Origin of the sequence: Pseudomonas sp. 43(2021), from assembly GCF_017490805.1 — a bacterium.
In the GTDB taxonomy this organism is placed as follows: Bacteria; Pseudomonadota; Gammaproteobacteria; order Pseudomonadales; family Pseudomonadaceae; genus Aquipseudomonas.
This window is the reverse complement of sequence record NZ_JAFGYJ010000010.1, coordinates 1-23,563: the sequence shown is the minus strand read 5'-3', so window position 1 is coordinate 23,563 and position 23,563 is coordinate 1. Positions and strand designations below refer to the sequence as shown.

18 protein-coding genes are annotated in these 23,563 nt (G+C 64.4%); 4 read left to right on the top strand and 14 right to left on the bottom strand.

The genetic code is table 11. The annotated features are described in order from the left end of the window. Window positions 1-298: 298 nt before the first annotated feature. The 11 genes from J5M71_RS10805 to J5M71_RS10755 all read right to left on the bottom strand — a co-directional run bounded on the left by J5M71_RS10805 (window position 299) and on the right by J5M71_RS10755 (window position 16,613). Window positions 299-1,339 carry an AraC family transcriptional regulator gene (locus tag J5M71_RS10805; RefSeq protein ID WP_207832162.1) on the bottom strand — a complete coding sequence of 347 codons (1,041 nt, stop codon included), beginning with the start codon at window positions 1,337-1,339 and terminating at the stop codon, window positions 299-301. Window positions 1,340-1,343: 4 nt separating this feature from the next. Continuing rightward, entirely contained in the window at window positions 1,344-2,462 is a 1,119-nt protein-coding gene (locus tag J5M71_RS10800; protein WP_207832161.1) for a nitrilase-related carbon-nitrogen hydrolase, read from the bottom strand. A 171-nt stretch (window positions 2,463-2,633) separates the two neighbouring features. Beyond that, window positions 2,634-5,189 carry a fimbria/pilus outer membrane usher protein gene (locus J5M71_RS10795; RefSeq protein ID WP_207832158.1) on the bottom strand — a complete coding sequence of 852 codons (2,556 nt, stop codon included), beginning with the start codon at window positions 5,187-5,189 and terminating at the stop codon, window positions 2,634-2,636. Between the two features lie 85 nt (window positions 5,190-5,274). Further along, window positions 5,275-6,021, bottom strand: a complete 747-nt coding sequence (locus J5M71_RS10790; protein WP_207832156.1) for a molecular chaperone — start codon at window positions 6,019-6,021, stop codon at window positions 5,275-5,277. A 71-nt stretch (window positions 6,022-6,092) separates the two neighbouring features. Then, a complete protein-coding gene (locus J5M71_RS10785) occupies window positions 6,093-6,692 on the bottom strand; it encodes a fimbrial protein (protein WP_063913808.1) in 600 nt (199 codons plus the stop codon). A gap of 117 nt (window positions 6,693-6,809) precedes the next feature. Continuing rightward, window positions 6,810-7,457, bottom strand: a complete 648-nt coding sequence (locus J5M71_RS10780; RefSeq protein ID WP_063913809.1) for a response regulator — start codon at window positions 7,455-7,457, stop codon at window positions 6,810-6,812. A gap of 69 nt (window positions 7,458-7,526) precedes the next feature. After that, a complete protein-coding gene (locus J5M71_RS10775; RefSeq protein WP_207832154.1) occupies window positions 7,527-10,739 on the bottom strand; it encodes a hybrid sensor histidine kinase/response regulator in 3,213 nt (1,070 codons plus the stop codon). Window positions 10,740-10,823: 84 nt separating this feature from the next. Next, window positions 10,824-12,017: an EAL domain-containing response regulator gene (locus J5M71_RS10770; RefSeq protein ID WP_207832152.1), complete on the bottom strand. Its 1,194-nt coding sequence runs from the start codon at window positions 12,015-12,017 to the stop codon at window positions 10,824-10,826. After that, window positions 12,004-14,823, bottom strand: a complete 2,820-nt coding sequence (locus J5M71_RS10765; RefSeq protein WP_207832149.1) for an ATP-binding protein — start codon at window positions 14,821-14,823, stop codon at window positions 12,004-12,006. Before J5M71_RS10765 ends, J5M71_RS10770 begins: the two co-directional genes overlap by 14 nt. A 69-nt stretch (window positions 14,824-14,892) precedes the next feature. Continuing rightward, on the bottom strand, window positions 14,893-15,882 hold the full coding sequence (locus J5M71_RS10760; protein WP_207832147.1) for a fimbrial protein: 990 nt from the start codon (window positions 15,880-15,882) through the stop codon (window positions 14,893-14,895). A gap of 26 nt (window positions 15,883-15,908) precedes the next feature. After that, a complete protein-coding gene (locus J5M71_RS10755; protein ID WP_207832145.1) occupies window positions 15,909-16,613 on the bottom strand; it encodes a molecular chaperone in 705 nt (234 codons plus the stop codon). Window positions 16,614-16,830: 217 nt separating this feature from the next. On the opposite strand from J5M71_RS10755, the gene J5M71_RS10750 reads away from it, so the two are divergent. Then, window positions 16,831-17,154: a hypothetical protein gene (locus J5M71_RS10750; RefSeq protein WP_233687143.1), complete on the top strand. Its 324-nt coding sequence runs from the start codon at window positions 16,831-16,833 to the stop codon at window positions 17,152-17,154. 25 nt (window positions 17,155-17,179) lie between these two features. Here J5M71_RS10750 and J5M71_RS10745 read toward each other — a convergent pair whose 3' ends face one another. Continuing rightward, the gene (locus tag J5M71_RS10745; protein WP_207832141.1) at window positions 17,180-18,145 is read right to left on the bottom strand and encodes a helix-turn-helix domain-containing protein; all 966 of its coding nucleotides are present in this window, start codon (window positions 18,143-18,145) and stop codon (window positions 17,180-17,182) included. Window positions 18,146-18,241: 96 nt separating this feature from the next. Here J5M71_RS10745 and J5M71_RS10740 point away from each other — a divergent pair, with 96 nt between their 5' ends. The 3 genes from J5M71_RS10740 (at window position 18,242) to J5M71_RS10730 (ending at window position 21,958) form a co-directional block, all read left to right on the top strand. Further along, window positions 18,242-18,691, top strand: coding sequence for a tautomerase family protein (locus tag J5M71_RS10740; RefSeq protein ID WP_207832139.1), 450 nt, complete (start codon window positions 18,242-18,244; stop codon window positions 18,689-18,691). A 185-nt stretch (window positions 18,692-18,876) separates the two neighbouring features. Next, complete coding sequence (locus J5M71_RS10735) at window positions 18,877-20,913, top strand: NADPH-dependent 2,4-dienoyl-CoA reductase (RefSeq protein WP_207832137.1); 2,037 nt, start codon at window positions 18,877-18,879, stop codon at window positions 20,911-20,913. A gap of 154 nt (window positions 20,914-21,067) precedes the next feature. Next, on the top strand, window positions 21,068-21,958 hold the full coding sequence (locus tag J5M71_RS10730) for a pyridoxal-phosphate dependent enzyme (RefSeq protein ID WP_207832135.1): 891 nt from the start codon (window positions 21,068-21,070) through the stop codon (window positions 21,956-21,958). Here J5M71_RS10730 and J5M71_RS10725 read toward each other — a convergent pair. Together J5M71_RS10725 and J5M71_RS10720 are read right to left on the bottom strand one after the other, a co-directional pair. Continuing rightward, entirely contained in the window at window positions 21,949-22,494 is a 546-nt protein-coding gene (locus J5M71_RS10725) for a cytochrome b (RefSeq protein ID WP_207832133.1), read from the bottom strand. The genes J5M71_RS10730 and J5M71_RS10725 overlap by 10 nt on opposite strands. Window positions 22,495-22,717: 223 nt before the next feature. Further along, window positions 22,718-23,563 (bottom strand): DUF1853 family protein (locus J5M71_RS10720; RefSeq protein ID WP_207832131.1); only part of this gene is annotated, 846 nt, incomplete at its 5' end.

Here is a 23,563-nt window from a genome sequence, read left to right as displayed (position 1 = left end):
GCTCCCACAGGTAATGCGCAAGTTTCAGAGCCTGTGGAGATCCTGTGGGAGCGGCTGGTACAGGCCGGACACATTCCTTGTTACAGACACCTGGCGAAAACTTCCTGAACACCTGCTACGTTAACCACTCATAAGCTTGTCATCATTCCGTCACTCCACCTGCTTAGGTTGAAGGCGACACTGATAAAGATCATGAGATGAGAGGACGCAGGGCGATGGACGAATACCAGGAAGAACTTCTCGAATTCCAGGCTTATGAACTGGACACTCCGGAACCGGCTGACGACGCTACCGAGCTCTAGCCCACCCGCCGCTGGCTGCGGCGAAACTCCCCCGGTGTGAGGCCCGTCCAGCGCTTGAAGGCGCGCTGGAAGGCCTCGGCCGAAGCAAACCCCAGCAGATAGGCAATCTCGCCAAAGGCCAGCTCCGTATCGCGGATGTAGGTCTCGGCCAGGTCGCGCCGTGTTTCGCTGAGCAGGTCACGATAGCGCGTGCCTTCCTCGGCCAGTTTGCGGCGCAAGGTCCAGGTCGGCAGTTGCAGGTGCAGCGCCACTTCTTCCAGGTCCGGTTCACGGCCGCCATTAAGCAACGGCCCCAGCAGGTGGGTGATGCGCTCACCCAGGCTGCGCACCCGCGTGCGCTGCAGCATTTCCGCCTCGCACAGCTGCAGCAGGTGCTGCCAGGTGCTTGGGCAGTGCCTGGGGTTGGCCAGCTGCAGCGTGGCGCGGCTCAGGCGCAGCTGGTTGCCGTCGGCCGCGAACTGCACGGGCGTGCTGGACAAGGGCTGGTAGCGCGCGGCATAGGCGGGCGCGGCAAACTCGATATCCAGGCGTTCGGCCTGCACCGGTGTACCGGCAAGGTCGGCAAGCTGGGCCAGCCAGCCGGCGAGTAGCGAATCCACCACGAATCGGTTGTAGGCGTTGTATGGGCTGATGGAGTAGAAGCGGAGCCAGGCGCCTTGGGCATCTTCCTGAAAACTGGAGTGGCCGCGGTAGTTGGCGGCGTACAGTGGCTCGAAGCGCAACAGGGTGCGTGCCGCCTCGCCCAGGGTCGGCGCCTGGGCGGCGGTGACCCCGGCCAGGCCGGCATGCGCCAGGCGGCTCAGACGCCCCATGTGCAAGCCCAGTGCGGCCTCGCCACACAGCTCGATGGCAGCGTGACCCAGGTGCATGTAGCGCGGAATCGACAAGCGCGCGCCAGCTTCGCCCAGGCGCGCCGCATCCAGGCCATAGCGGCGCAGCAGCGGCTCGGGGTCATGGCCCAGTTCGCGCAGGGCCTCGGTCAGCGGCTGGACAAAACCAACCGACAGGTCGCCCAGGCGCACGCGGGGGCGGGCCATGGGCTTACAGCCACAGGTTCAGCAGGCGGGCGCCAGGGCTGGGGGTACCCGCCAGCAATTCACCCGCGTGGTGGGCAAAGCCCTGGCCGTCGCTGCCCTGTTCCCAGAACTGCCCACGCATGAACACGCTCATGCTGCTGACGCCAGCCCCGGCGGCTTCGGTCAGGCGTTGCCAGGCGGCTTGTTCGCTGACTTCGCCGCGCTGCAAGGCCAGCCCGGCGCTGGCATCCTGGTGGCGATTGCCGCGCCAGGGCGCTTGCCAGCTGCCCTTGCCGCTGAGGAATACCGGGTTGGCGATCAGTTGTACCGCCTGTTGTGCCAGTTGCTGGTGGTTTTCCGGGTACCAGCTGTCACTGCCCACCAGCACGCCCAGGCGCCCGGCAGGGGTTTGCAATACCTGCAGCGGGTGCTGGCGGCCATCGTGCACATAACGGCGCATTTCGCTGTCGGGGAACTGCTGGCGTTGCGGCTGGCCCAGCAACGAGCCGTCGCCGGCGAACACCACGCTGCTGTTGAACAGCGGGCCGCTGCCGGCATGCAGCACGCCCTGTTTCACATAAGGGGCGGGTAGCACGATGGAGCCAGCCACCAAGGTGACATTGAATTCCTTGGCCAGGCCGCCGAACAGTTGCTGGTAGTCCGCGGCCATCTGCTCGGCCTTCATGCGCAGGTGCGCGTCGGCGCGCCAGTCGTCGCCGTCGGCACCGAGCATGGCCAGGCCATAGCGCAGCGGGTTGCTCAGCTCCAGCCATTGCAGGGCTTCGCGGCTTTGCGTGACCTGGTACAGCTCGTTCTTTTCCCCGCGTGCCCACAGCCAGGTGCCGATGTGCTCCGGTAGCACCACCACCGTGCGCGGGCCTACCAGCCCTTGGGTGCGGGCTTGCTCCAGGTAGGCCGCGAGCTTGCGGTGCAGGCGCTGCAGGTTCTGGTAGTCGCCCGGGAACAGCAGCGGTTCGACGCCAAGCAGGTTGCCGTGCTCGCCCGGCACGCCATGGTTCAGCGCCAGTTCGATGCGCAGGTCGGACAGATAGTGGCCTTCCGGGCGCTGCTGGGTCCAGAAACCGTAGCCACACAGTGCGGCGGCCATCACCAGTGCCAGGGTGCTTGCCAGGAGTTTTCGCATCAAACTTCAGCTTTTACCTAAAAATGAACTGGCCATGCAGGGCATCAAGGGCAAAGTGCGGCCTTATTCATCAGCTTTGGAATCCTTGGTGCACTGCTTTTGCATAATCGTGTTTGATCATACCAAAGCTACCGGGTGCTTATGAGTATTCTCTGCTGACAAGACCTGATGTCACGGCCGACACATCAGGCGCTGGCGTTCGTAGTTAACCGCCTTGTCCCGTTCTGGCAGGCTGAAAGGCGCTGCGCACTGGTGCTCACCCCATTTGATTGTCAGGCTACCCTGGTCCTGTTCGAGCAGCACCAACGCCTTGCCGCTCGGGTCGGAAATCGCCAGCTGCTTGCCTTCGGCGTCCTCGACGGAGGCGCCGAACGGTATCGACTGGCCGTGCTCGTCGAGCAGTTCAAATTGTACCCGGCGCCCACTCTTGCCGGTGTAGCGGGCAAGCACCACGGCGCCGCGGCGAGGCACCAGCTGTTGGGTGGCGTTTTCGATTTCGATGTCGCCCCCCAGGTCGCGGGTGTCCAGGCTGACCCAGTTGACCCTGTAGGGCTGAGCGTTGGGGATCACCGCATAGCCATTGCGCCCGGTTTCCACTCCGCTGAAACTGCTGATCTTCGCACCCTTCACACCCGGCACTTCGGCCAGGGCGAAGGTTTCGCTGAGCGTCTGGCCGAGGTTGATGCCGCCTTGGTGGGCAACCACGGCGCCGGCAACGTTCAGGTTCTGCGAGTCGTAGCCGCGCCCCTGGCTATAGCCCAGGCTGATGTCGGCGACCGAGGTGCGGGTGTTCAGGTTGGCCGAGGCCGAGCTGCCACTGGTGCGGCTGTGACCACCCTGGATCGAGTAGAAGGTGTCACTGCTCTCCGACAGGTAGCCGTTGATGCCGGCCTGGGTGGTGTCGTTGCCCTTCTGCGTGCTGGCGGTGACGAACGCCCGCGGTGCGCGGGCGCGGCTGCCGATCGGGAACGACACCGACAGGTTGAACTGGGTATCCTGCCCCGAAGGGCCTGAGGTTCCCAGCTCCTTGGTGCGGCTGACGTCAAGGTTGTAGGAGATATCGCCCCAGTTGTTGCTGTAGCCGGCGGACAGGCTCTGCGAACCGCCGCGGTTCCAGTAGCGCTGGTCGGTGGCCGTCAGATACAGGCTGCCGAGTGCGCGGTCGCGGCCCAGGCTCTGGTTGATGGTCAGGTCGGTGCGGGTCTTGGAGTTGCCGCTGCGCTTGATCGCGTCGGTGCTCAGGTCCTCGATATGCTGGGTGAGGGTGCGGAAGCCCTCGGTTGAATAGCGGTAGGCGGCCAAGGTGAAGTTGGTGTCGGTGCCGGTGAATGTCTTGGCGTATAGCGCCCGCAGGCTGTTGCCCTGGGTGGTCTGGCCCTGGGCTTTGCTCGAGGAATGGGTGACATCGAGCGAAAAGGCGCCCAGCAGCGTGTTCAGGCCGCTGCCCACGGCCAGCGCCTTGTAGTCGTCGGTGGCTTGCAGGCCAACGACGCCGGTCACGGTGTTGGTGAGGCCGTAGGCCAACATCGTGCTGAGCATCTGCGGCGTGGCCAGGCCTTCGGTGTTGCTGTTGTAGCGTCCGGCGGACAGGCTGTACTTGACCTGGCCGCCACGGACCATGAGCGGCAGACTGGAGAACGCCTGCACGCTGACCCGTCGGCGGCCGTCGGCCTCGATGATGGTGATTTCCAGGTCGCCGTTGGAGCCGCTGGGGTAAATGTCGCTGATCTCGAACGGGCCGGGCGGTACGTTGGCAGTGTAGAGCAGGTAGCTGTTCTGGCGGATCTCGACTCTGGCGCTGGTCTGGGCCACGCCCCGCACCACCGGCGCGTACCCGCGCTCGCTGTCGGCGCGCATGCCTTCGTCCGAAGCCAGCTTCAGGCCCCGGTAGCGCACGCTGTCGAACAGGTCGCTGTCGCTGAAGATGTCGCCGGCGCTGAACTGGCCCTTGAGTGCAGTTACGTCGTGCTGCACGTAGCTGCGGTTGCTCTTGAAGCTGTCCGGCCGCCCGGTGCCGCTGCTGAAGTTTGACTCGTTGCGCAAGCGCCAGCCGCCCAGGTTGATGCCGTTGCGCAGGCTCAGGTTGTTGTTGATGCGGGTGTCGGCATCACCGGCGCTGCGGCTGGTGTTGAATTGGTAGTTGATGAACGCCGCAGGCACCCCTGCGTCCCACAGTTGCGGGTCGACGTAGCCGCGCAGGCCGCGCTTCATGGCGACCTGCGGGATGCTGGCGGACAGGCGCAGGTGACCCGAGTCATAGCTCAGGCTGGCCTGGTCGATCAGCGTCGGCAGGTCGTGGCAGGCCTGCGCGGTATCCAGGCGCCCCTGTGCCTTGAGCTTGTCCATGTCTATGCCCAACTGCTCGAGCAGTTCCAGGGTCAGGCACGGTTCCACGCGCCCGGTCTGGAGGTTGCGGTTGAAATCGATGTCGCGCCGGCCCACCAGTACCTCGTTGCTGTACAGGTCTACCCGATAATTGCCCGGCAGCACGCTGCTGGCCGACAGCAGTAACTGCAGGTCGACCGCCGATTGCGCACCCTGCAGGAAGGTGGTGTTGAAGCCCAGCAGCTGGGGATCGTCCTGCGCCGTCGAGAGGCCGGGCAGCGCGCAGCAGAGCACCAATGACAGGGCGTTGAGCTTCCAGGCTGAAGGAGGCGTGCCGCCATGGAGCGCGCGCGCGCCTGCATCGGCACCGTCTACGGAGCGGGGGGCGATGGACAGAGACATACTAGGAACCTAATTCATGTCCCGGCGCGGGCTGGGCACGGGGAGGCCGCACGCGACCGGGGCGCGCGAGGTGGGCGCTACGTTTTCACAAGGTGATGGCGGGTTCGGCAGGCTTGGCACTACCCGGCTGGGCAGGGGTCAGCAGCACGGAATATCCATGCTGGGCGCCATAGTCGTTGATGCTCTTGAACGTGAGCGTCAGCGGGCCGTCCGGCAGGGAAAGTGCCGAGCTGAATGTCTTTTGTTCGCCGGGGGCGATCATGCTCGAATCGGCGCTGAACACGGTCTGTTTTCCGCGTTTGAGTTCGATGTCGGCCATCGACACGTGATACAGGCCTGGGTTGTTCACGGTCAGTTGGGCCTTCCCGGCGTGCTGGGTCAATTGCCAGACCAGTTGTTCCGGTGCCAGCAGGGCATTACCGGGCAAGTTGGCCGGGCGGAAGAAAATCTTGATGCGTTGGCGCACTGCCAACTGCAAGGTATTGGCCTTGGTACTGGCTTGCGGGATTTCCTGGACATTCAGCCAGACCACGGATTCGCGATCGGTCGGCAGACCCTGGCCTTCATAGAGAATGCGCAGTAGTTGTTCCTGCTTGGGCAATACTCTGGCCAACGGAGGGGTGATGGCGAACGGCGCCTGCGCGCTGTCGCCGGCATCAACCCACGACTGCACCAGGACTTCCTGATTGCCGTTGCGCACGATGACATTGGCTTCCTTGTGAGCACCGTCAAACACGACGCGGGTGGCGCTCAGGGAGATGCTGGCAGTTGCCTGGGCGGCGACGAGCATGCCCAGCAACCCGAGAACGGGATACAGAGAACGACGCAACATGGTTGGGTACCTTGCGGGACGAAGAAGTGGCGAGGCTGATCAGCCTCGCGCATGGAGAAGCTGCGAAGTGATTACTCGTACTGCAGGATGAACGGCAGGGTGGCATCACCGCGACCGGCGGTGGCGGTGCCGGCGGCGCCGGTGGTCACGTAGGCTGCAGAGAAGCTCAGGGTAGCGTCGCCGCCCTCGGCGCCGGTGCCATGCACCTCGCTCTGGATCTTGGCGGTGGCGGCCGAGCTCAGGTCGATCAGGTTGCCGTTGGGGTCGAGCAGGGCGATACCGACGTTGGCGGCAGTGCCGGTGCCCTTGGTCAGGGCCAGGACTTTCTTGCCGGTCACCAGGCCCGAGCCTCCGCTATTGGCATCGAAGACCATCGCCACCTTGGTGCCGACGTTGCAGTTGACGTTGAGGTTGAAGTCCTTGCCGGTCACGCGGCCTGCCGTTGGGTTCTCGGCGGTGCCCATGTCTTTGATCGAGACGGTACCCATATCCACGGCGATCACGCGGTCGGCGTTGGCGCCGTCGACCGAGCAGGCGTCATTGTTGATCACGCCGGTAAAGGAAATCTTGCCGCTGCCACCTTTTACTGGCCCGGTGGGATCGGCGGCCAGAACGCCGGCCGAAGCAGTGATAAGCGAGAGGGTCAGTGCGGCCAGGGAGAATTTATTCATATTGATGTCCACATGAAAGTGAGTAAGTGCTGCAACTAAATGCACGCTCACAATAGGTCAGGTGGTTTCCCTGGCCCATCAGACGAATCTTAATGGCCGATCAATAGCGCTCGCCAGTTAATTGAAGATATGGCTCGCGAGGCAATAGGCCAATAATTCCTGATCGCTGTTCACTTCAAGTTTTCGCATGGCTGAAACTTTCTGCGCACTAATGGTCTTGGTACTTCGGTGCTGGCTGCGGGCAATTTCACTGACACTTTGGCCGGCCACAAACAGGCGCAGTATTTCAAATTCCTTGGGTGACAGGTTTTCCACCCGTTGATCGATGGCTGTATTACAGGCGACCACCGAGTGCCTCGCCGGCTCCGGCGCCCGGTAGGTGCTGTTGCGGGCGACGGCATTGAGGGCCTTTTCGATTTCGCCGTGCAACTGGCTTTTCTGAATGACACCGTCCACGCCCAGTTCCTGTAGCCGTGTAAGGATCAGCGGGTTGGAAATCATGGTCAGCACGAGGATGCGGACAGCGGGATAGTGACGCTTGAGATAATCGATAAGTTTCAGGCCGTCACCGTAGGGTGAGTCTGCCGGCATGTTGTAGTCGGAGATGACCATGTCCACGGGTTGGCGTTCGAGCAGTTCGATCAGCCCTTGCGAGCAGACAGCTTCGCCAACCACGCAAAAGCGTGGGTCGCGTTCGACCAGTTCCCGGACGCCGAGCAGTACGATGGGGTGATCGTCGGCGATGATGACCTTGAGTTTTTCCATAAATGACGACCCGTTAGCCGGTGCGGATGGGAGGGTTGTCTTCAGGCGTTATCAGCACTGAAGTTGATTCTATGCAAGTGTTTCGAGTATTGCCGACAGCCTGTTCAGCACCTCCCGCAGTTTATCGGTCATGGCCGTGTCGAGCGGCGAGCTGGCCAGCGCGTCCTCCAGTGCGCAGCACTGCTCGGCCAGGCCCCTGGCCTGCACAGCGCCCAGGGCGCCGGCGATGCTGTGCAGGCGCTCGCCAAGGCGACGGTGGTCGCGTTGCTCAAGGGCCAGGCGCAACCGCTGCATGTCCTCGCGCATGGTGGTGATGAACAGTTCGCGCATGGCCGCGGACACTTGCACGGTATCGATGGTGGCGTCGGGGAGCAGGGTGCTGCGGTCGTCCGCTTGCGCTTGGCTGGGCCCCTCGGCCAGCACTGGCCGGCACATGCGGACCAGATGGCTGCGCAAGGTCTGCAGGCTCAACGGTTTGACCATCCAGGCATTCATGCCCACCTCGAGGCAGCGCTGGCCCTCTTCTCGCAGTGCATTGGCAGTGACGCCGATGATCGGCAACCGGGTGTCGTGCCGGCGCAGGGTCCTGGCCAGTTCGTAGCCATTCATCAATGGCATGTTCACGTCGGTCAGGACCAGGTCGAACAGGCCTGGCTGCCAGCGTTGCATGGCCTGTTCGCCATTGGCCGCGACGACCGTGGTGCAGCCCAGCGCCTCGAGCTGCTCCTGCAGGATCGCCTGGTTGATCGGATTGTCCTCGGCCACCAGCACATGCAGGCGCAGGGCGGCACGTTGCTGCTGCGCTGAGGCCTGGCCATTGGGCACCCCGCCCTGGCGCACCAGGGCGATGACCTGGGCGATGGCACGCACGTCATGCAGGTCCACCCGCCAGCAGCCGTCGATGAACGCGCCGGGGGCCGGGCCGTCGCTGCTGGCGCAGATCCGCTGGCCATGCCAGTTGGCAGCATCCGGGCAGTCGAGCAGGTCCACCAGCAGGGCTTGGTGGTTGTCCTTCTCCAGGGGCGGAATCGTAAGGGTCGCGGCGATGCCCAGGCGCTGCAGCCAGTCGACGCCATGCTGGGCAAGCTCCGGTATTGGCGCACGCACATATACCGGGGTCGGGTCGGGCATCACGGTCGGGCAGTCACTCAGATCCCCTTGGGCCAGCGGCAGGCTGAGGTTGAGGGAAAAGCTGCTGCCCAGGCCCGGCTCGCTGACCACCTTGATCTGGCCACCCATCATGTCGGCCAGCCAGCCGCAGATCGGCAGGCCCAGGCCCGCACCACCCTCGCTGGAAGCGTCGACGACCTGGTAGAAGAGCTCGAAGAGCCTGGCCTGCTGCGCCTGGGAGATACCGATGCCGCTGTCTGCAACCTGCCATTGCAGGCTGACGTGGGTGTCGTCGAGTGCCAGCACACGGGTGCGCAGCACCACCCGGCCGGTGTCGGTGAACTTGATGGCGTTGCTCAGCAGGTTATTGAGGATCTGGCGGATGCGTATCGGGTCGCCCACCACCTGAGCTGGCAGGCGGGCGTCATGGCAGGCATAGAGCAACAGGCCCTTGCGCTCGGCGAAGGCGCGATAGGTGCGCACGGTGTCCTCGAGCATCTCCAGCGGGCAGAACGTCACGGGTTCGAGCGCCATCTGCCCGGATTCGATCTTGGTCACGTCGAGCACGTCGCTGATCAGCTGGAACAGGGTTGCCGAGGAGCGCTGGATGGTGTGCAGGTAGCCTTGCTGCCGGGCATCCAGCTGCGTCAGGCCGAGCAGTTCGAGGGTGCCAAGCACGCCGTACAGCGGGGTACGGATCTCGTGGCTCATGGTCGCCAGGAACAGTGTCTTGGCGGTGTTGGCTGCGTCGGCCGCGCGCCGGGCCTCGTCGAGCGCCTGGGCGTCCTCGACATGACGGGTAACGTCGTTGAATGCGTAAAGACGCACGTCTTCGCCGTGGTAGCGGGTCGATACGAAACCGATCTGCAGGTGGCGGCCTTCGACCTGCAGGTAGTGCTCGCCACTGCTGGAGCTGCCCACTGTCGAGGCGAGGGTGCTGACCAGTTCTCGGGTGCCCTGCCACTGCTGCGCCCGCTGGTTCTCCAGTAGCACTTCGTGGTCGGTGCTGCGGACCACGCACAGGCCGGTCGGGGCGGTATCGATGACCACCCGGCTGAAGGCCTCGCTCTCGGCGATGGCCTCGTGGGCTGCGCGCGCGGGCAGGATGACCTGGCGTTGATACCAGCGGATGGCCACCCGGCCCATCCCGATGAGCACCAGGAAGGTAGCGGCGATGCTGGCCAGCGACCAGAACGCGTAACGGAAGAAGTGCCGGTAGGTCACGGTGTAGACAGCACTCCAGCCTCCGTTGGCCTGCTCGTGGAGGCGGAACACCAGGCCTTCGGCCTTGATGTTGAGGCCTTCGTGCATACCCTCCAGGAGCGTGGGTGCACCGATCAGTACCTCGCCGGACGGGGCGATGAGATTGAAGTGGTCATACACGGTCCAGTCCATGATGCGTTCGAAATCGTCGATCTGGGCCAGATCCACCAGCGACGCCACTTGCGTGCGTTGGTCGTCGGCCTTGGCCGGGGGCAGGGTGATGTTGGCGTAGGCCAGCACGCGCGGCGGGGAGGCCTGGTCCGGCTGCTCGACATAGCTGCGCCAGATGATCCTGGTGCCTGGGCTCCAGTCCTTGCCCTGAGGCTGGCGCGCCATGACTTGCCTGATCACTTCGATGAACGGTTCTTCCTCGACCTTGCCCCGCCCGCGTCCTGCGGCGGGAACCGTGATGTCATAACGGGCATCCGGCGAGAACAGGAACACCTGCGGCGAGCGGTAGGGGGACGCCGACCAGAACATGCTGTAGAAGCTGGCCAGGTTCGCCCCTTGGGTGAAAATGCTCGCCTCTTCGCTGCCGGCGAGGTTACGTCGATCGAGCTTGAGGCTGAACGGCATGGAAAATGGAAAGACCTGGCCCTTGTAGATGTCCGGCCCTTCCTCGGGCAGCGGCGCCAGCACCGGCTCGAGCGCGCGTGGGTAGTCGAACAGCTCCCCTTTGGCGCTGCGTTCCACGAGGGCTTCGAGGAAGGTTTCCTGCTCCTGGATATTCTCCATCAGACGGGCGAAATGGATGCTGACCGTGTCGCTTTGTTCGTCGATCAGGCGCTCGATCGACCAGAAGCTGAAACCGGCCAGCAGCAGTGCCAGGCCCAGCAGTACGGTCATGCCTTTGTTCAGGCGCAGAGAGCTGCGGGCCAGGTTTTCCAGCAGGGCGTTGTACTGATTCATGCAAGGATCCGGAAGGCCGTGGGGGCATCGATACCCAGTAGATGTTACCTTTGATGCCCGGCCGGCGCCCTGAGTTACAGCAGGTCAAAAGGCCGACGGCGGACCGTCGCTGTGCAGCAGGCGTTGGAATTGTTCCGCCGACACGGCATGGGAGATCAAAAAGCCCTGCACCTGGTTACAGTCGACCTTGCGTAGCATCTCGAGCTCCTGGGGCGTCTCGACCCCTTCGGCCACCACGGTGAGCCCGAGCTTGCGGCCCAGGGCGACGATGCTGGCCAGGGCCGAAGCCAGGCTCTCGCTTTCATCGCAACGCTGCACCAGCGCCCGGTCGATCTTCAGTTCGGTGAAGGGCGTCGAGACCAGGCTCATGTAGGAGCTGTAGCCCTTGCCGAAGTCGTCCTGGGACAGGCCGAAACCTTTCATGCGCAAGCGGCAGGCGCCCGCATAGAAGTTGCTTAACTCTTCGGGAATGGAGCATTCCATCAGTTCGAAGCAGAGCTTGCCAGGTACGCCTTGATGGTGCAGGACGAATTCCAGCAGCCGGTCGGCCAGGTCATGGCTGTTGAGCAGGTGGGTCGGCAGGTTGATCGAGACCGGAATGTCATAGCCCCGGTCACGCCACCGCGCCTGGGCATCCATGGCTTGCTTGAGCATCACCCACAGTAGCCTTTCCTCCAGGCCGAAGGCGTTGAGCGCCGGCAGGAAGGTGCCTGGCAGCAACACGCCTTGCTCCGGATGCATCCAGCGCACCAAGGCCTCGGCGGCGACGATGCGGCCGTTGTGCAAGGACTTCTTGGGTTGGAACCAGGCCTGAAAGGCCCGGTTGTTCAAGGCCTCGACCAAGGTCTGGCGATCGAACTCGGGTATGGTCGGTGCCTCCCGGGCCGGAGCCTGATGGTGCAACTGCAATTGGTCGATCAGGCTGCGCAACGCGGCGGGCTCGACTGGCTTGGAGATCAGCCCGAGCACATCCACGCCGAGGTTCTTGGCCACCAGGCTCGCCGCCATGAGCATACGCCGCGAGGCCGCACTCATGATCGCCAGGCCCGGTTTGTGGCGTAGGCCGGCGAGGTGCTGGATGAACTGCACACCGTCCATGCCGGGCATCAGCAGGTCGGTCAGGACCAGGTCTACTTCATGCTGGCGCAAGCGCTCCAGCGCTTCCTGGCCATCCCGGGCCGCTACCAGGTTGAAGCTGCCAAGTTCGCTGAACAGGTGTTGCAGGTACATATGCTGAAACGGATGGTCTTCGACAATCAGGATGTTAAAGGGCTTCAAGACGGCTACCTCGATACGGGGCCAGGCAGTTGAGCAGGGCTTGCAGGTTGAAGGGCTTGATCAGGCAGCGATCCATGCCGGCGGCCAGGCACAGATCTTCCTCGCCGCGCAGGGCGTTGGCGGTGGCGCCGACTATGGGTTGGGTACAGCCCAGCTGGCGTAGGGCTCGGGCCAGTTCGTAGCCGTTCATGCCGGGCATGTTGACGTCGGTCAGCAGCAGGTCGAAATGCTCGCGTTGCCAGGCTTGCAGGGCCTGCTCGCCATTGCTGGTCAAGGCTACGCTGCAGCCGAGCTCCTCGAGCTGGTCGCGCAGGATCAACTGGTTGATGACGTTGTCCTCGGCAACCAGCACGCGCAACCCGAGCCGCTCGGTCAAAGGGGCCGGCACGGCCTGGCCCATGGGACGACGCAAGCCCTGAGCCTGGCCGACGGCATGGTGCAGAGCACCCAGGTCGTTGAGGTTGACCTGCCAATGGCCAGCCTCGTGCCGCGCCTCCCAGCAGTCCTGGGCGCTGGCCAGGATGCTTGGGCCGGGCCATTCGGCGACCAGCCGGCGCTCGACGTTGCCTGGATGCAGCTCGACCAGCAGTTCGCCGGCCATGGCGCTGCCCGGTGGCGGGGCGCCGACCTGGGCGCGTGCGCCCCAGCGGCATAGCCAGCCACTGATGGCTTCGGCCAGTTCATGTACCGGCGATACCACGTGAATGCGTTCGGCCAGCAGGTTGAACGGGGTGCCGGCGCGGCCTGAGGCGACTTCCAGGGGCAGGGTCAGACTGAAGCTGCTGCCCAGGCCCAGCTCACTGACCAGGCGCAGCTGGCCGTTCATCAATTGCGTCAGGCGCTGGCAGATCGGCAGCCCCAGCCCGGTGCCGGGAATGACCTGGGTATGGCCTTCGGTCTGGTAAAAGGGGTCGAAGATGAATGGCTGGTCCTGTTCGGCGATGCCCTTGCCGGTGTCCGAGACCTGCCACAACAGGCAGGAGCGCTCTCCATCGCGGTTGAGCAACCTGGCGCGCAGCACCACGCGCCCGCAATCGGTGAACTTGACCGCATTGCTCAACAGGTTGTTGAGAATCTGGCGGATGCGGTTGACGTCGCCGATCAGGTGCTCCGGCAGGCGCGGGTCCAGGCAGCTGTAGAGCTGCAACCCCTTGCTCCCGGCTGCCGCGCTGTAACCCTGGATTACCTCGCGGACCAGGTCCGGGGCACTGAACTCGCTGAGTTCAAGGGCCAGTTGACCGGCCTCGATCTTGGACACGTCCAGCACGTCGCAGATCAACTGCAGCAGGGTTGACGAGGACCCTTCGATGGCCCGCAGGTAATCGCGCTGCTGGGCGTCGAGCACGGTGCGAGACAGCAGCTCGAGGGTGCCCAGCACGCCGTACAGCGGTGTTCGGATTTCGTGGCTCATGGTGGCCAGGAACTGGGTTTTCGCTTCGTTGGCCGTGTCTGCCGCGCGCCGGGCGTCCTCCAGCGCGGCCTCGATCTGCTTGCGTGCGCTGATGTCGCTGAACGCGCAAAGCAGAACCTGCTCGCCCTTGTAGCGGGTTGGCGAGCAGCTCAGGTACAGGTGGCGCCCTTCGGCGCTCTCGAAATAGTCGCTGCACTGGCCTTCGTGCCGCTCGAAGGCCTGCTCGATCCATCGCGCACTGCGTGCGTCGCGAGCCTGGTCCTGGCCCAGCCATTGCTGGGCCAGGTGGTTCTCCAGCACAACCTGCCCATCGCTGCGACGCAGCACGCACAGGGCGACGGGGGCGGTTTCGATGACGTCCCGGCTGAACATCTCGCTTTCCACCAGCGCGCGGATGCGTTCGACCGTGGGGGTGAACAAGCGCTGGTCGAAACGCCGGATCAGCACCCTTATCAAGGTGATGCTGATCAAGCAGAACAACAGGGCACCGAGCAGTTGCTGCCACAGGCCGGCAAGGATGGCGGACAGGTCGATGGCATAGACCAGTTGCCAGTCCGAGGACATCAATGGCTTGCTGATGACCAGGTATTCGGGCAAGAACCCCGCGCCGGCGAAGCCGAAAAAGTTGTCACCCGAGGGTTGGGGGCGCGAGCGCTTCAGTGTCGGGTTCGGGCTGTTGGTGAATACCAGCATGCCGTCAGCGTTGAACATCATGAATTCACCTGCGCTGGCATCCTCGAGTGATGGCGACACCGCCTGGCTGTCGATCTCCAGGCCCAGCCAGCCAGAATCGGGGTCGCGCTCGTCAAGGCGCAGGAAGATGAACAGGCGCGAGCGGGGCGCGTCCTGGTCGGCCAGCCACAGTTCCCGGGGGGCTGTGGGCCGGTGCCCCGCATCGCGCAGCTGCTCAAGCAAGGCAGGCGAAGGTGGCGAGGCCTGGGCGTCGCTGTTGTAGAGCCAGCGCATGGAGCCCTGAGCCCCTGCGTCGACGTAGAGCAGGTTGACCTGCCGGGCCTTGAGGTAGGCACACATGCGCTGGGTCAGCCACAGGCTCCAGCGCTTGTCCAGCTGGCTGCCCAGTTGCAGGTGCACTTCCTCGTGTGGTGCCACGGGCGGTGCGGTGACACCCGGAACCGCCTGACGCACGGCCGCGAGGCTCAGGCTTTCCAGCAGTGCCTCGCGGTTGGTGAAGAAAGTATGGGCCTCGGCGATTGCGCTGCTCATGGTTCCATGGCGCCGGGCGATGTCGGTGTTGAAGGTAAAGGACAGGAAATTGTAGGCCGCGCCGAGAATTCCGGCCGATAGCACGACCGCCAGTAGCCGAAGCAGGCGGCGCGCCGCCTCGGGGTCGGAGAGAAGGGGGTTGATCTGTTGCAGATAGGCTTTGAGTCGCATCCCGCGAATTTAGGCAGGCCGCTGGCAACTGGACATCAGACGAACCTTAAAGGCCGTTTGGCCGAGGGCTTACTTGTAATACAGGTCCACTAGCGCCATGGCTTCGAACGTACCGGGGATGGGGGACGATCGCCAGATCAGGTCGGCGCGGAACTCGTTGCGGATCAAGCCCGGCACGGTCAGGTCGGCCAGCTTGAACCAGGTGTCGAAAGGCACCGGCTGGTTGCTGTCCTGCTGGGTCAGGGCGATCCCGACGGAGCTGTTGTTGCCGGGCACCAGCAGCTTGTCGATGACACTGGCGCTGCCGGCAACCGGGGTGAAGCGGGCATCGACGGTGTAGGGCGTGTCGCAGGACCTGACCAGATCGAGGCTGAAACTGGCCGAACTGGCAACCTGGCCGACCTGTGCCGAGCTGACCAAGGCACGGCGGAAGCTGATCACTGACGGCAAGATGGTCAACTCGGGAGAGCAAGGCACGAAGCGGATGTTGTTCATGCCGGTGACGACATAGTTGAGGTTGCTGTCGGGCCTGGGGTTGAGGCCGCCCTTGCCGTCCAGCTGGAACACCCGGTATTCGCTCAACGTGCTTGCTTGCCCGTTGGTTGGCGTTGCGCCGTATTTTTCAATGAACACGGTGAAGGTCAGGGTGAACCGGGCCTTGTCCCAACCCGCGCAATTCGCCCAGTTGCAACCATGAAGCGAGTTGTAGCCGGTGGTGATGGCGCCCGAGGTCTGGGTGATGGTCTGGGACCCATAGCGTATCCCCACCCGTATGCCCTTGCCGATATTGGCCTTGGCCGGGTTGACATAGAAATAGATATCTTCCTTGACGCCGGTTTCATAGTCATCGGCACAGATGACCGGAACCGAGTGTGGCGACGATTCCCAGATGATCGTGCCGTCGGGGGCGTCGGCCGGTACCGCCAGCGCGGTGCCCAGGGCCTCCTTGAGCGTCGACGCCTTGGACGGGTCCAGCTTGCAGGACAGCGCGTAGCTGGTGGCGGGGCAGCTGGCGGCGACAAAGAGCAGGCCCAGCAGGTGTTTGCGGATCAGGGTCATGGGGTGGCTATCCTGTGGCAGTGTGTTCACGGCAGCGCGACGTGGTGTCGCTTCTGCAGGCCGATGTCGGTCAGCTCGCTGAACGCCACGCGACTCTGCACTGGCAGGGGCGAGGGCGTTTCGAGACTGAGCGACTCCCCCGGGCGCAGGAGGACATAGTCCGCAAGCGGGTGCGACTGCCCAGGGCTGTCGAGCTGCAGGTCGACCAGCGAGACATGGAAGGCGCTCGGATTGCTGACTTCGATCCTGCCAGGCAGACGCGTGCGCCATTCCAGACCATTGACCGCCTTGCTGGCCGAGCCTGGCAGGCCGGCAGGGCGGTAGAACAGCTTCAAGCGCTGGCGGATGGCGAACTGCAGGGTATCTGCCTGTTCGGGTTTGCGCGGGATCTCGAGAATGTTCAGCCAGAACAGCGATTCCCTGTCCTCGGGCAGGCCCTGGCCGGCGTACAGCACCCGCAGCATCTGCTGGCCGTTGGGAGGGATCAAGGTTAATGGCTGAACAATCGCGAAGGGGGCATCGCCGCCCTCGTCGGGGCTGCTGACCCAGCTTTGCATGACCGTGTCGAGGCCACTGCGATTGACCACATTGATGCTCGCTTCCTTGTCCGAGCCCTGGTAGATCAGGCGCGTGCCTTCGATCTTGAGCTGGGCCCAGGCGGTAGGCGCCAGGCACATCAGGATGAGTGCCGCCATGGCCGGGCGCGAGAGGGTGTGAAGCAATCGCGACATGGTTGGGAAGGGCTCCGGTGAGGTTGGCTGGGAGGGGCCTGGCCATCCTAGACAGTTGCACCGCCGCCGGCTTTGAGACGTTTCTTAAACGGCCGTGTGGTTTATTTTCCTGCTTTGTGAACGGCCTCACGCGCGTAGCCAGGCAGGCCACCGCCCATCCGATAGGCTCAACCTTGGGTATTGGGGAGTGGCAATCATGAGCGGCAAGCGATTCGCAATGAGTGTCGCAATTTGCCTGGCCTTGGTCGGCCAGGCCCAGGCAGGCGCCGTCGTCGCCTCGGGCATGCTGCACTTCACCGGCAGCATCATCGAGCCGTCTTGCACGACCACCGTCGGCGATGCGGGCTGGCGCATGGATAACTGCCCGGCGCTGGCGCGTGACAGTGTCATTGGCGTTCAGGGCGTGGATGGCCAGGCGCTGCCGGCGAAGGCGGTACGCGTCGACCGGGGGCACACGGTGGATCAGGCCTACAGACTGGTCGATGGGCGTGGCGAGCCACTGACCCAGGGCCATTACGTGGTGGTCGTGACGTCACCTTGAGGGCATGGGGCAGGCAGCCCCTGAGTCAGCGCTGGCGCAATTGTCGCGGGGTGGCGTTGAGCAAGCGGCGCATCAGGCGCCGGAGAGCCGTCGGGTCCTGGTAGCCGACCAGCGCCGAGATCGCCTCGACGGAATGTTCGCCGGACTCGAGCAGCGCTCGGGCCTTGTGCAACTGCACCCGCTGAATGAGCTGCCGGGTGGAGTGCCCCGTTGCCTTGTGCACATGGCGCGCCAGGGTCCGCTCGGACATGCCGACGTTTGCGGCCAGTGTCTTGACGCTCGCAAGTTCAGGCAGTGACTTCTCGATCTCTGCGATCAGGCGCGAGATCAGTGCATTACCTTGCACCAGTACGGCAGGGATGACGAAAGGCGACTGCAGTTGCCTGCGGTCGAGCAGCAGTGCCTTGCCCACCGCGTCGGCGATTGCAGGTGACAGGCGCCGACGAAGCAGGTGCAGCATCAGGTCGGTTTGCGCGAAGGCAGCTCCTGCCGTAGTCAGTGGATGATCGGCCAGCACCATGAAGTCCGGGTCGACGCGGCAGCCGGGTGCGAGCCTCTGCAGGTGCGGTGCCAGCCACCAGGAGGTGGTTACCCTTCTGCCGTCCAGCAGCCCGGCTGCATGCAGCAGAAAGACGGCCGAGCATGACGCGGCAATTTCCCTGCCGTTGGCGATGTGATCGCTCAGTACAGAGAGAAAGGGAGCGGTCCATGGCTCCGCGAGGCGACTTTCGAGCTGGTCGATATCACTGACGCCGATTCCTGGTATGACCCAGCAGGACTGGTCATCGGTGCTTTGTTCGATCGGTTGCACATGCAGTTGCATGCCATGGCCCAGCGCTACCGCTCCCGGTTGCGGGCCGCAAACCCGCCAGCGTGGTGCGGCCAGGCCGAGTCGCTCGCTAACGGTTGCTGCGGTGGCGAGGATATCCAGGGTGGAGGCTACGCTAGCGGCGAATGCCCCCGGTATGACCAGAATGGTGAAATCGTGCATTGTCGGATTATGCTCGAAAGAGGACGGATCCGACACTTTTGCGTAAGAGGAGCGCCAGGCCTAATGGCGCTTCAACTCATCACAAAGGTCTCAGCAATGCCCAATATCCTGATCAAGGTACCGACCGGGGCTTTCAACGAGCAGCAACGCGAGCATCTGTTGAAGCGCGTCAGCGAGGCAGCAATCGCGCATGAGCACATAGGTGACGCTCTGCCGCAGCGCAGCCTGTGCTGGGTGCTCATCGAGGAGGTGCGGGGCGGTGATTGGCTATGTGGCGGGGTGAACATGCACGCCCACGCCATTCCCTGCATCGTCATGGTAAAGGTGCCTGCCGGCGTGCTCGATGAACAGATGCGCAAGGACTACGTGCAGGGCCTGCACCAGGCCATCGAACAATGCGTCGGGAAGGATGACGGGAGGATGTTGATGACTTCGATACAGCTGGTCGACATCGCCGATGGCACCTGGGGAGCGAACGGGAGTCTCTGGCATCTTGCCGATTTCACCCGTGCTGCCGGTTACCAACATCTTGACACCCGCACATAGAAACTGTGGGCCGAGGATTTGCGAGTTCGCGGCAGGTTTCGCTGTGCGCCAGGATCAATAACTTGTCAGTTTCGATCATTGAGACCCTTCAAACGGCTGTTTAATGTCGCAGGCAGACAAACGACGGGGCCCACCGGCCGGTGCGGCACCCGCATCCCGTGAATACGCCATCTGGGGACCTTTCCATGGCCGCCGAACGCTACCCGCACCTGCTTGCCCCGCTGGACCTGGGCTTCACCACCTTGCGCAACCGCACCCTGATGGGCTCGATGCACACCGGCCTCGAAGAGCGCCCGGGCGGCTTCGAGCGCATGGCGGCGTACTTTGCCGAGCGCGCTCGCGGTGGCGTCGGCCTTATGGTCACCGGCGGCATCGCGCCCAATGATGAGGGTGGGGTGTATTCCGGGGCGGCCAAGCTCAGCACCGAGGAGGAGGCCGACAAGCACCGCGTCGTCACCGAGGCTGTGCACGCCGCCGGTGGCAAGATCTGTCTGCAGATCCTGCATGCCGGGCGCTATGCCTACAGCCCACGCCAAGTGGCGCCCAGCGCGATCCAGGCGCCGATCAACCCGTTCAAGCCCAGGGAGCTGGACGAGGCGGGTATCGAGAAGCAGATCGCCGACTTCGTCAATTGCGCGGTGCTGGCCCAGCGCGCCGGTTACGACGGCGTCGAGATCATGGGGTCGGAAGGCTACTTCATCAACCAGTTCCTCGCCGCCCACACCAACCATCGCACCGACCGCTGGGGCGGCAGCTATGAAAACCGCATGCGCCTGGCGGTGGAAATCGTCAGCCGGGTGCGCGGCGCGGTAGGGCCGAACTTCATCATCATCTTCCGCCTGTCGATGCTCGACCTGGTCGAGGGCGGCAGCAGCTGGGACGAGATCGAGCTGCTGGCCAAGGCCATCGAGCACGCCGGCGCGACCCTGATCAACACCGGCATCGGCTGGCACGAAGCGCGTATCCCGACCATTGCCACCAAGGTGCCGCGCGCGGCGTTCAGCAAGGTCACCGCCAAGCTGCGTGGCGTGGTGAACATTCCGCTGATCACCACCAATCGTATCAACACCCCGGAAGTGGCCGAGGCGGTGCTGGCCGAGGGTGATGCCGACATGGTCTCGATGGCCCGGCCGTTCCTGGCCGACCCGGACTTCGTCAACAAGGCCGCTGCCGGCCGCGGCGACGAGATCAACACCTGCATCGGCTGCAACCAGGCCTGCCTGGACCATACCTTCGGCGGCAAGCTGACCAGTTGCCTGGTCAATCCGCGCGCCTGCCACGAGACCGAGCTCAACTACCTGCCCGTGCGCGCCGTGAAGCGCATTGCCGTGGTCGGTGCTGGCCCGGCCGGCCTGGCGGCAGCCACGGTAGCGGCCGAGCGCGGCCACGCGGTGACCCTGTTCGATGCTGCCAGCGAGATCGGCGGGCAGTTCAATGTGGCCAAGCGGGTGCCGGGAAAGGAAGAGTTCCATGAAACCTTGCGTTACTTCCGCAACAAGGTCAAAAGCACGGGCGTGGACCTGCGCCTGAACACCCGGGTCAATGTGCAGTCCCTGGTGGACGGTGGCTATGACGAAATCATCCTGGCCACCGGCATCGCTCCGCGCACGCCGGCCATCCCCGGTGTCGAGCATGCCAAGGTGCTCAGCTACCTGGACGTGCTGCTCGAGCGCAAGCCGGTGGGCAAGGCTGTCGCGGTGATTGGCGCGGGTGGTATCGGTTTCGACGTTTCCGAGTACCTGGTGCATCAGGGCGTTGCCACCAGCCAGGACCGTGAGGCGTTCTGGAAGGAGTGGGGCATCGACACCCATCTGCAGGCGCGTGGTGGCGTGGCCGGGATCAAGGCCGAGCCGCATGCCCCTGCGCGGCAGGTGTACCTGTTGCAGCGCAAGAAATCCAAGGTGGGGGACGGCCTGGGCAAGACCACCGGCTGGATTCACCGTACCGGGTTGAAGAACAAGCGGGTGCAGATGCTCAACAGCGTCGAGTACCTGGGCATCGACGATGCCGGCCTGCACATTCGCGTGGCTGATGGCGAGCCGCAGGTGCTGGCGGTGGACAACGTGGTCATCTGTGCCGGGCAGGAGCCGCTGCGCGAACTGCAGGACGGGCTGGTGGCGGCGGGGCAGTCGGTGCACCTGATTGGTGGGGCCGATGTGGCGGCGGAGCTGGATGCCAAGCGGGCGATCAACCAGGGTTCGAGACTGGCGGCTGAGCTCTGAGGTTGCCGGGGCCGCTGTGCGGCCCTGTGGGAGCGGGTTCACCCGCGAAGAGGGCTACGCGGTGCATGGCACCGGCTGCGCCGATGTTCGCGGGTGAACCCGCTCCCACAGGGGGCGCAAAGCGCCCCCGGGATTTCACTGGTAAACTCGCAGCATGCTCCTCGACCTTCCCCAAGCCCCCCTGCGCCCTCTGACCCTGCCTTGGCTGGAAACCGCCAAGATCGAAGCTGCGATCCTGCGTCTGGACCTGATCGACCCGCTGATCAGCGGCAACAAGTGGTTCAAGCTGCGCCATCACCTGCAGCACGCCACGGCCAGCAACGCACCGGGCCTGATCAGCCTCGGCGGCAACCATTCCAATCACCTGCACGCCCTGGCCGCCGCCGGCAAGCGCTTCGGCTTCGCCACTGCCGGCCTGCTGCGCGGCCACGCCCAGGACACGCCAACCGTGCGTGACCTGCAGGCGCTGGGCATGGAACTGCACTGGCTGGGCTATGGCGGTTATCGCGCGAGAAACGAAGCGGGTTTCTGGGCGCCTTGGCAGGCACGCTATCCGGGTTGGCACTGCATCCCCGAAGGAGGTGGCGGGCTGGCCGGTGCACAGGGCTGCGCGCTGCTCATGCAGCAGGCGCGCGGGCAAATCGCGGCACTGGGCTGGTCGGGCTACGACGCCTGGTGGCTGGCCGCCGGAACGGGGACTACCCTGGCCGGCCTGGTAATGGCCGAGGCGGGCGCACATGTCGTGCATGGCGCATTGGCTGTACCCAGGGATCATGGTGTGGCGGAGGCGGTAGCGACACTGGCCGGCGCGCATGGCTACCAGTTGCACGACGCCTGCCGTGGCGGTTTTGGCAAATTCGATGATGAGCTGCTGGCGTTCATCGCCGACTGCGAGCGACACACCGGCGTGCCGCTCGAAGCCCTGTACACTGGCAAGGCGCTGCTGGCCCTGCGAGAGCAGGTGGGTGCCGGGCTGTTCGCGCCCGGCACCCGCCTGATCGTGGTGCACACCGGCGGCCTGCAGGGCCGGCGCGGTTACTTGTAAGGCAGCATGCGCAGCAGTGTGTTGTCGCGCTGCACATAGTGGTGATACAGCCCGGCCAGCGCATGCAGGCCGATCAGCCAGTATCCCCAAGTGCCGATGCTTTCATGCCAGCCTTTGAAGAACTTGGCCTGGTCCGGGTTCGGGCCGATCAGGTGTGGCAGCTCCAGGCCGAAGAACGGCACCGGTTTGTCGGCGGCGCTGAGGATAAGCCAGCCGGCCAGCGGCAGGATGATCATCAGCAGGTACAACGCCAGGTGCATCAGGTGCGAAAGGCCTGTCTGCCAGGCCGCTGGCTTGGGCACGATGGGCGGGGTCGGGCTGCTCAGGCGCATGGCCAGGCGCAGCCAGACCAGCACGAACACGCTGAGCCCGAGCATGAAGTGCAGATCCTTCATCAGGTTGCGCTCGACACTGTCCTTGGGGAACAGGCCACGCAGTTCGATAAGGGCATAGACAGCGGCCAGCAGTACCAGCATCAGCCAGTGCAGGGCAATGGACAGGCGCGTGTAATGGGTCGCGGGGGTGGATGAAACCATGATCGGTCCTCGTCATCAGGTCGGAATGGCGCTCTTGCTGGCGCTCAGGTAGTACTGTAATGGCTACGGGGAACAAATCTTTGCGCCAGGTCTGTGAAAATTGTGTTGTCTGCACCGGCCTCTTCGCGGGCTTGCCCGCTCCCACAGGTACTGCGCAGCATTCAGAACCTGTGCAGAACCTGTGGGAGCGGGCAAGCCCGCGAAGAGGCCGGTACAGCTGACATCATGCCTCGGGGGAAAATGGCCAACTGTCAGCCACCAGAAACACCCGTTCCACCTCCTGCCAGGCGCCATCAGCTTCTTGCTCCAACCTCACCAGCAACTGCGCCGGTGCCTGCCGCTCCAGCACATGCAGCCACGCCGCAAACTGCTCCACCGCCCAGCTCTCACTCGCCTCGACCCGCGCCGGCGCCAGCCAGGCATGCCGTTGCAGCGGCTGCCAATGTTCCCCCTCAGCCATGGCCCAGTCCCGTCGCCGCACCCAGCGCCCGCGCAAATGTTGCGGGTTGGCGCCTTGCGGTGGCTGCGCATGCCCAGGCCACGGGTAGAACAGGTAGCCACCCAGCCACACATGTGCCTGCACCTGCTCCACCCCCAGCTGCGCCAGCACCTCGCGGCTGTGCGCCCCCGCCGACATGGGCAACTGGTGCCGCGCCAGGTGCGCCAGTTTGCTTCCCAGTCGGTCATGGCAGCCCGGTCCCAGCCAGGCGGCGGGGTCCTGCCCGGCGTGTTCCGGGCCCAGGTACAGCTTGATGGCCAGTTCCAGGTGGTGCACGCCGTCGCGGTCGCGCAGCACCACGTCCAGTTCGCCCAGGGTGCGCCCGCCGTCGCGTATCGGCAGGTTGGCCGCCAGCAGTTCGATGCCCGGCGCCTGGCCCAGGGCGAATTGCCACAGGCGTTCGTAGTAATGCCCCAGGCGCCGGCTGCCCAGTTGCGCCAGCCAGTCGCGCAATGGGCGGTCGTCGTCATCCAGCGCCTGCAGCCAGTCTGCAAGGCGCTGCGGCTGATCCGCCCACAGGCTGCCTGCCAGCGGGTGGCGCTGGGGGCAGGGCGGGGTGCTGAGCAACGG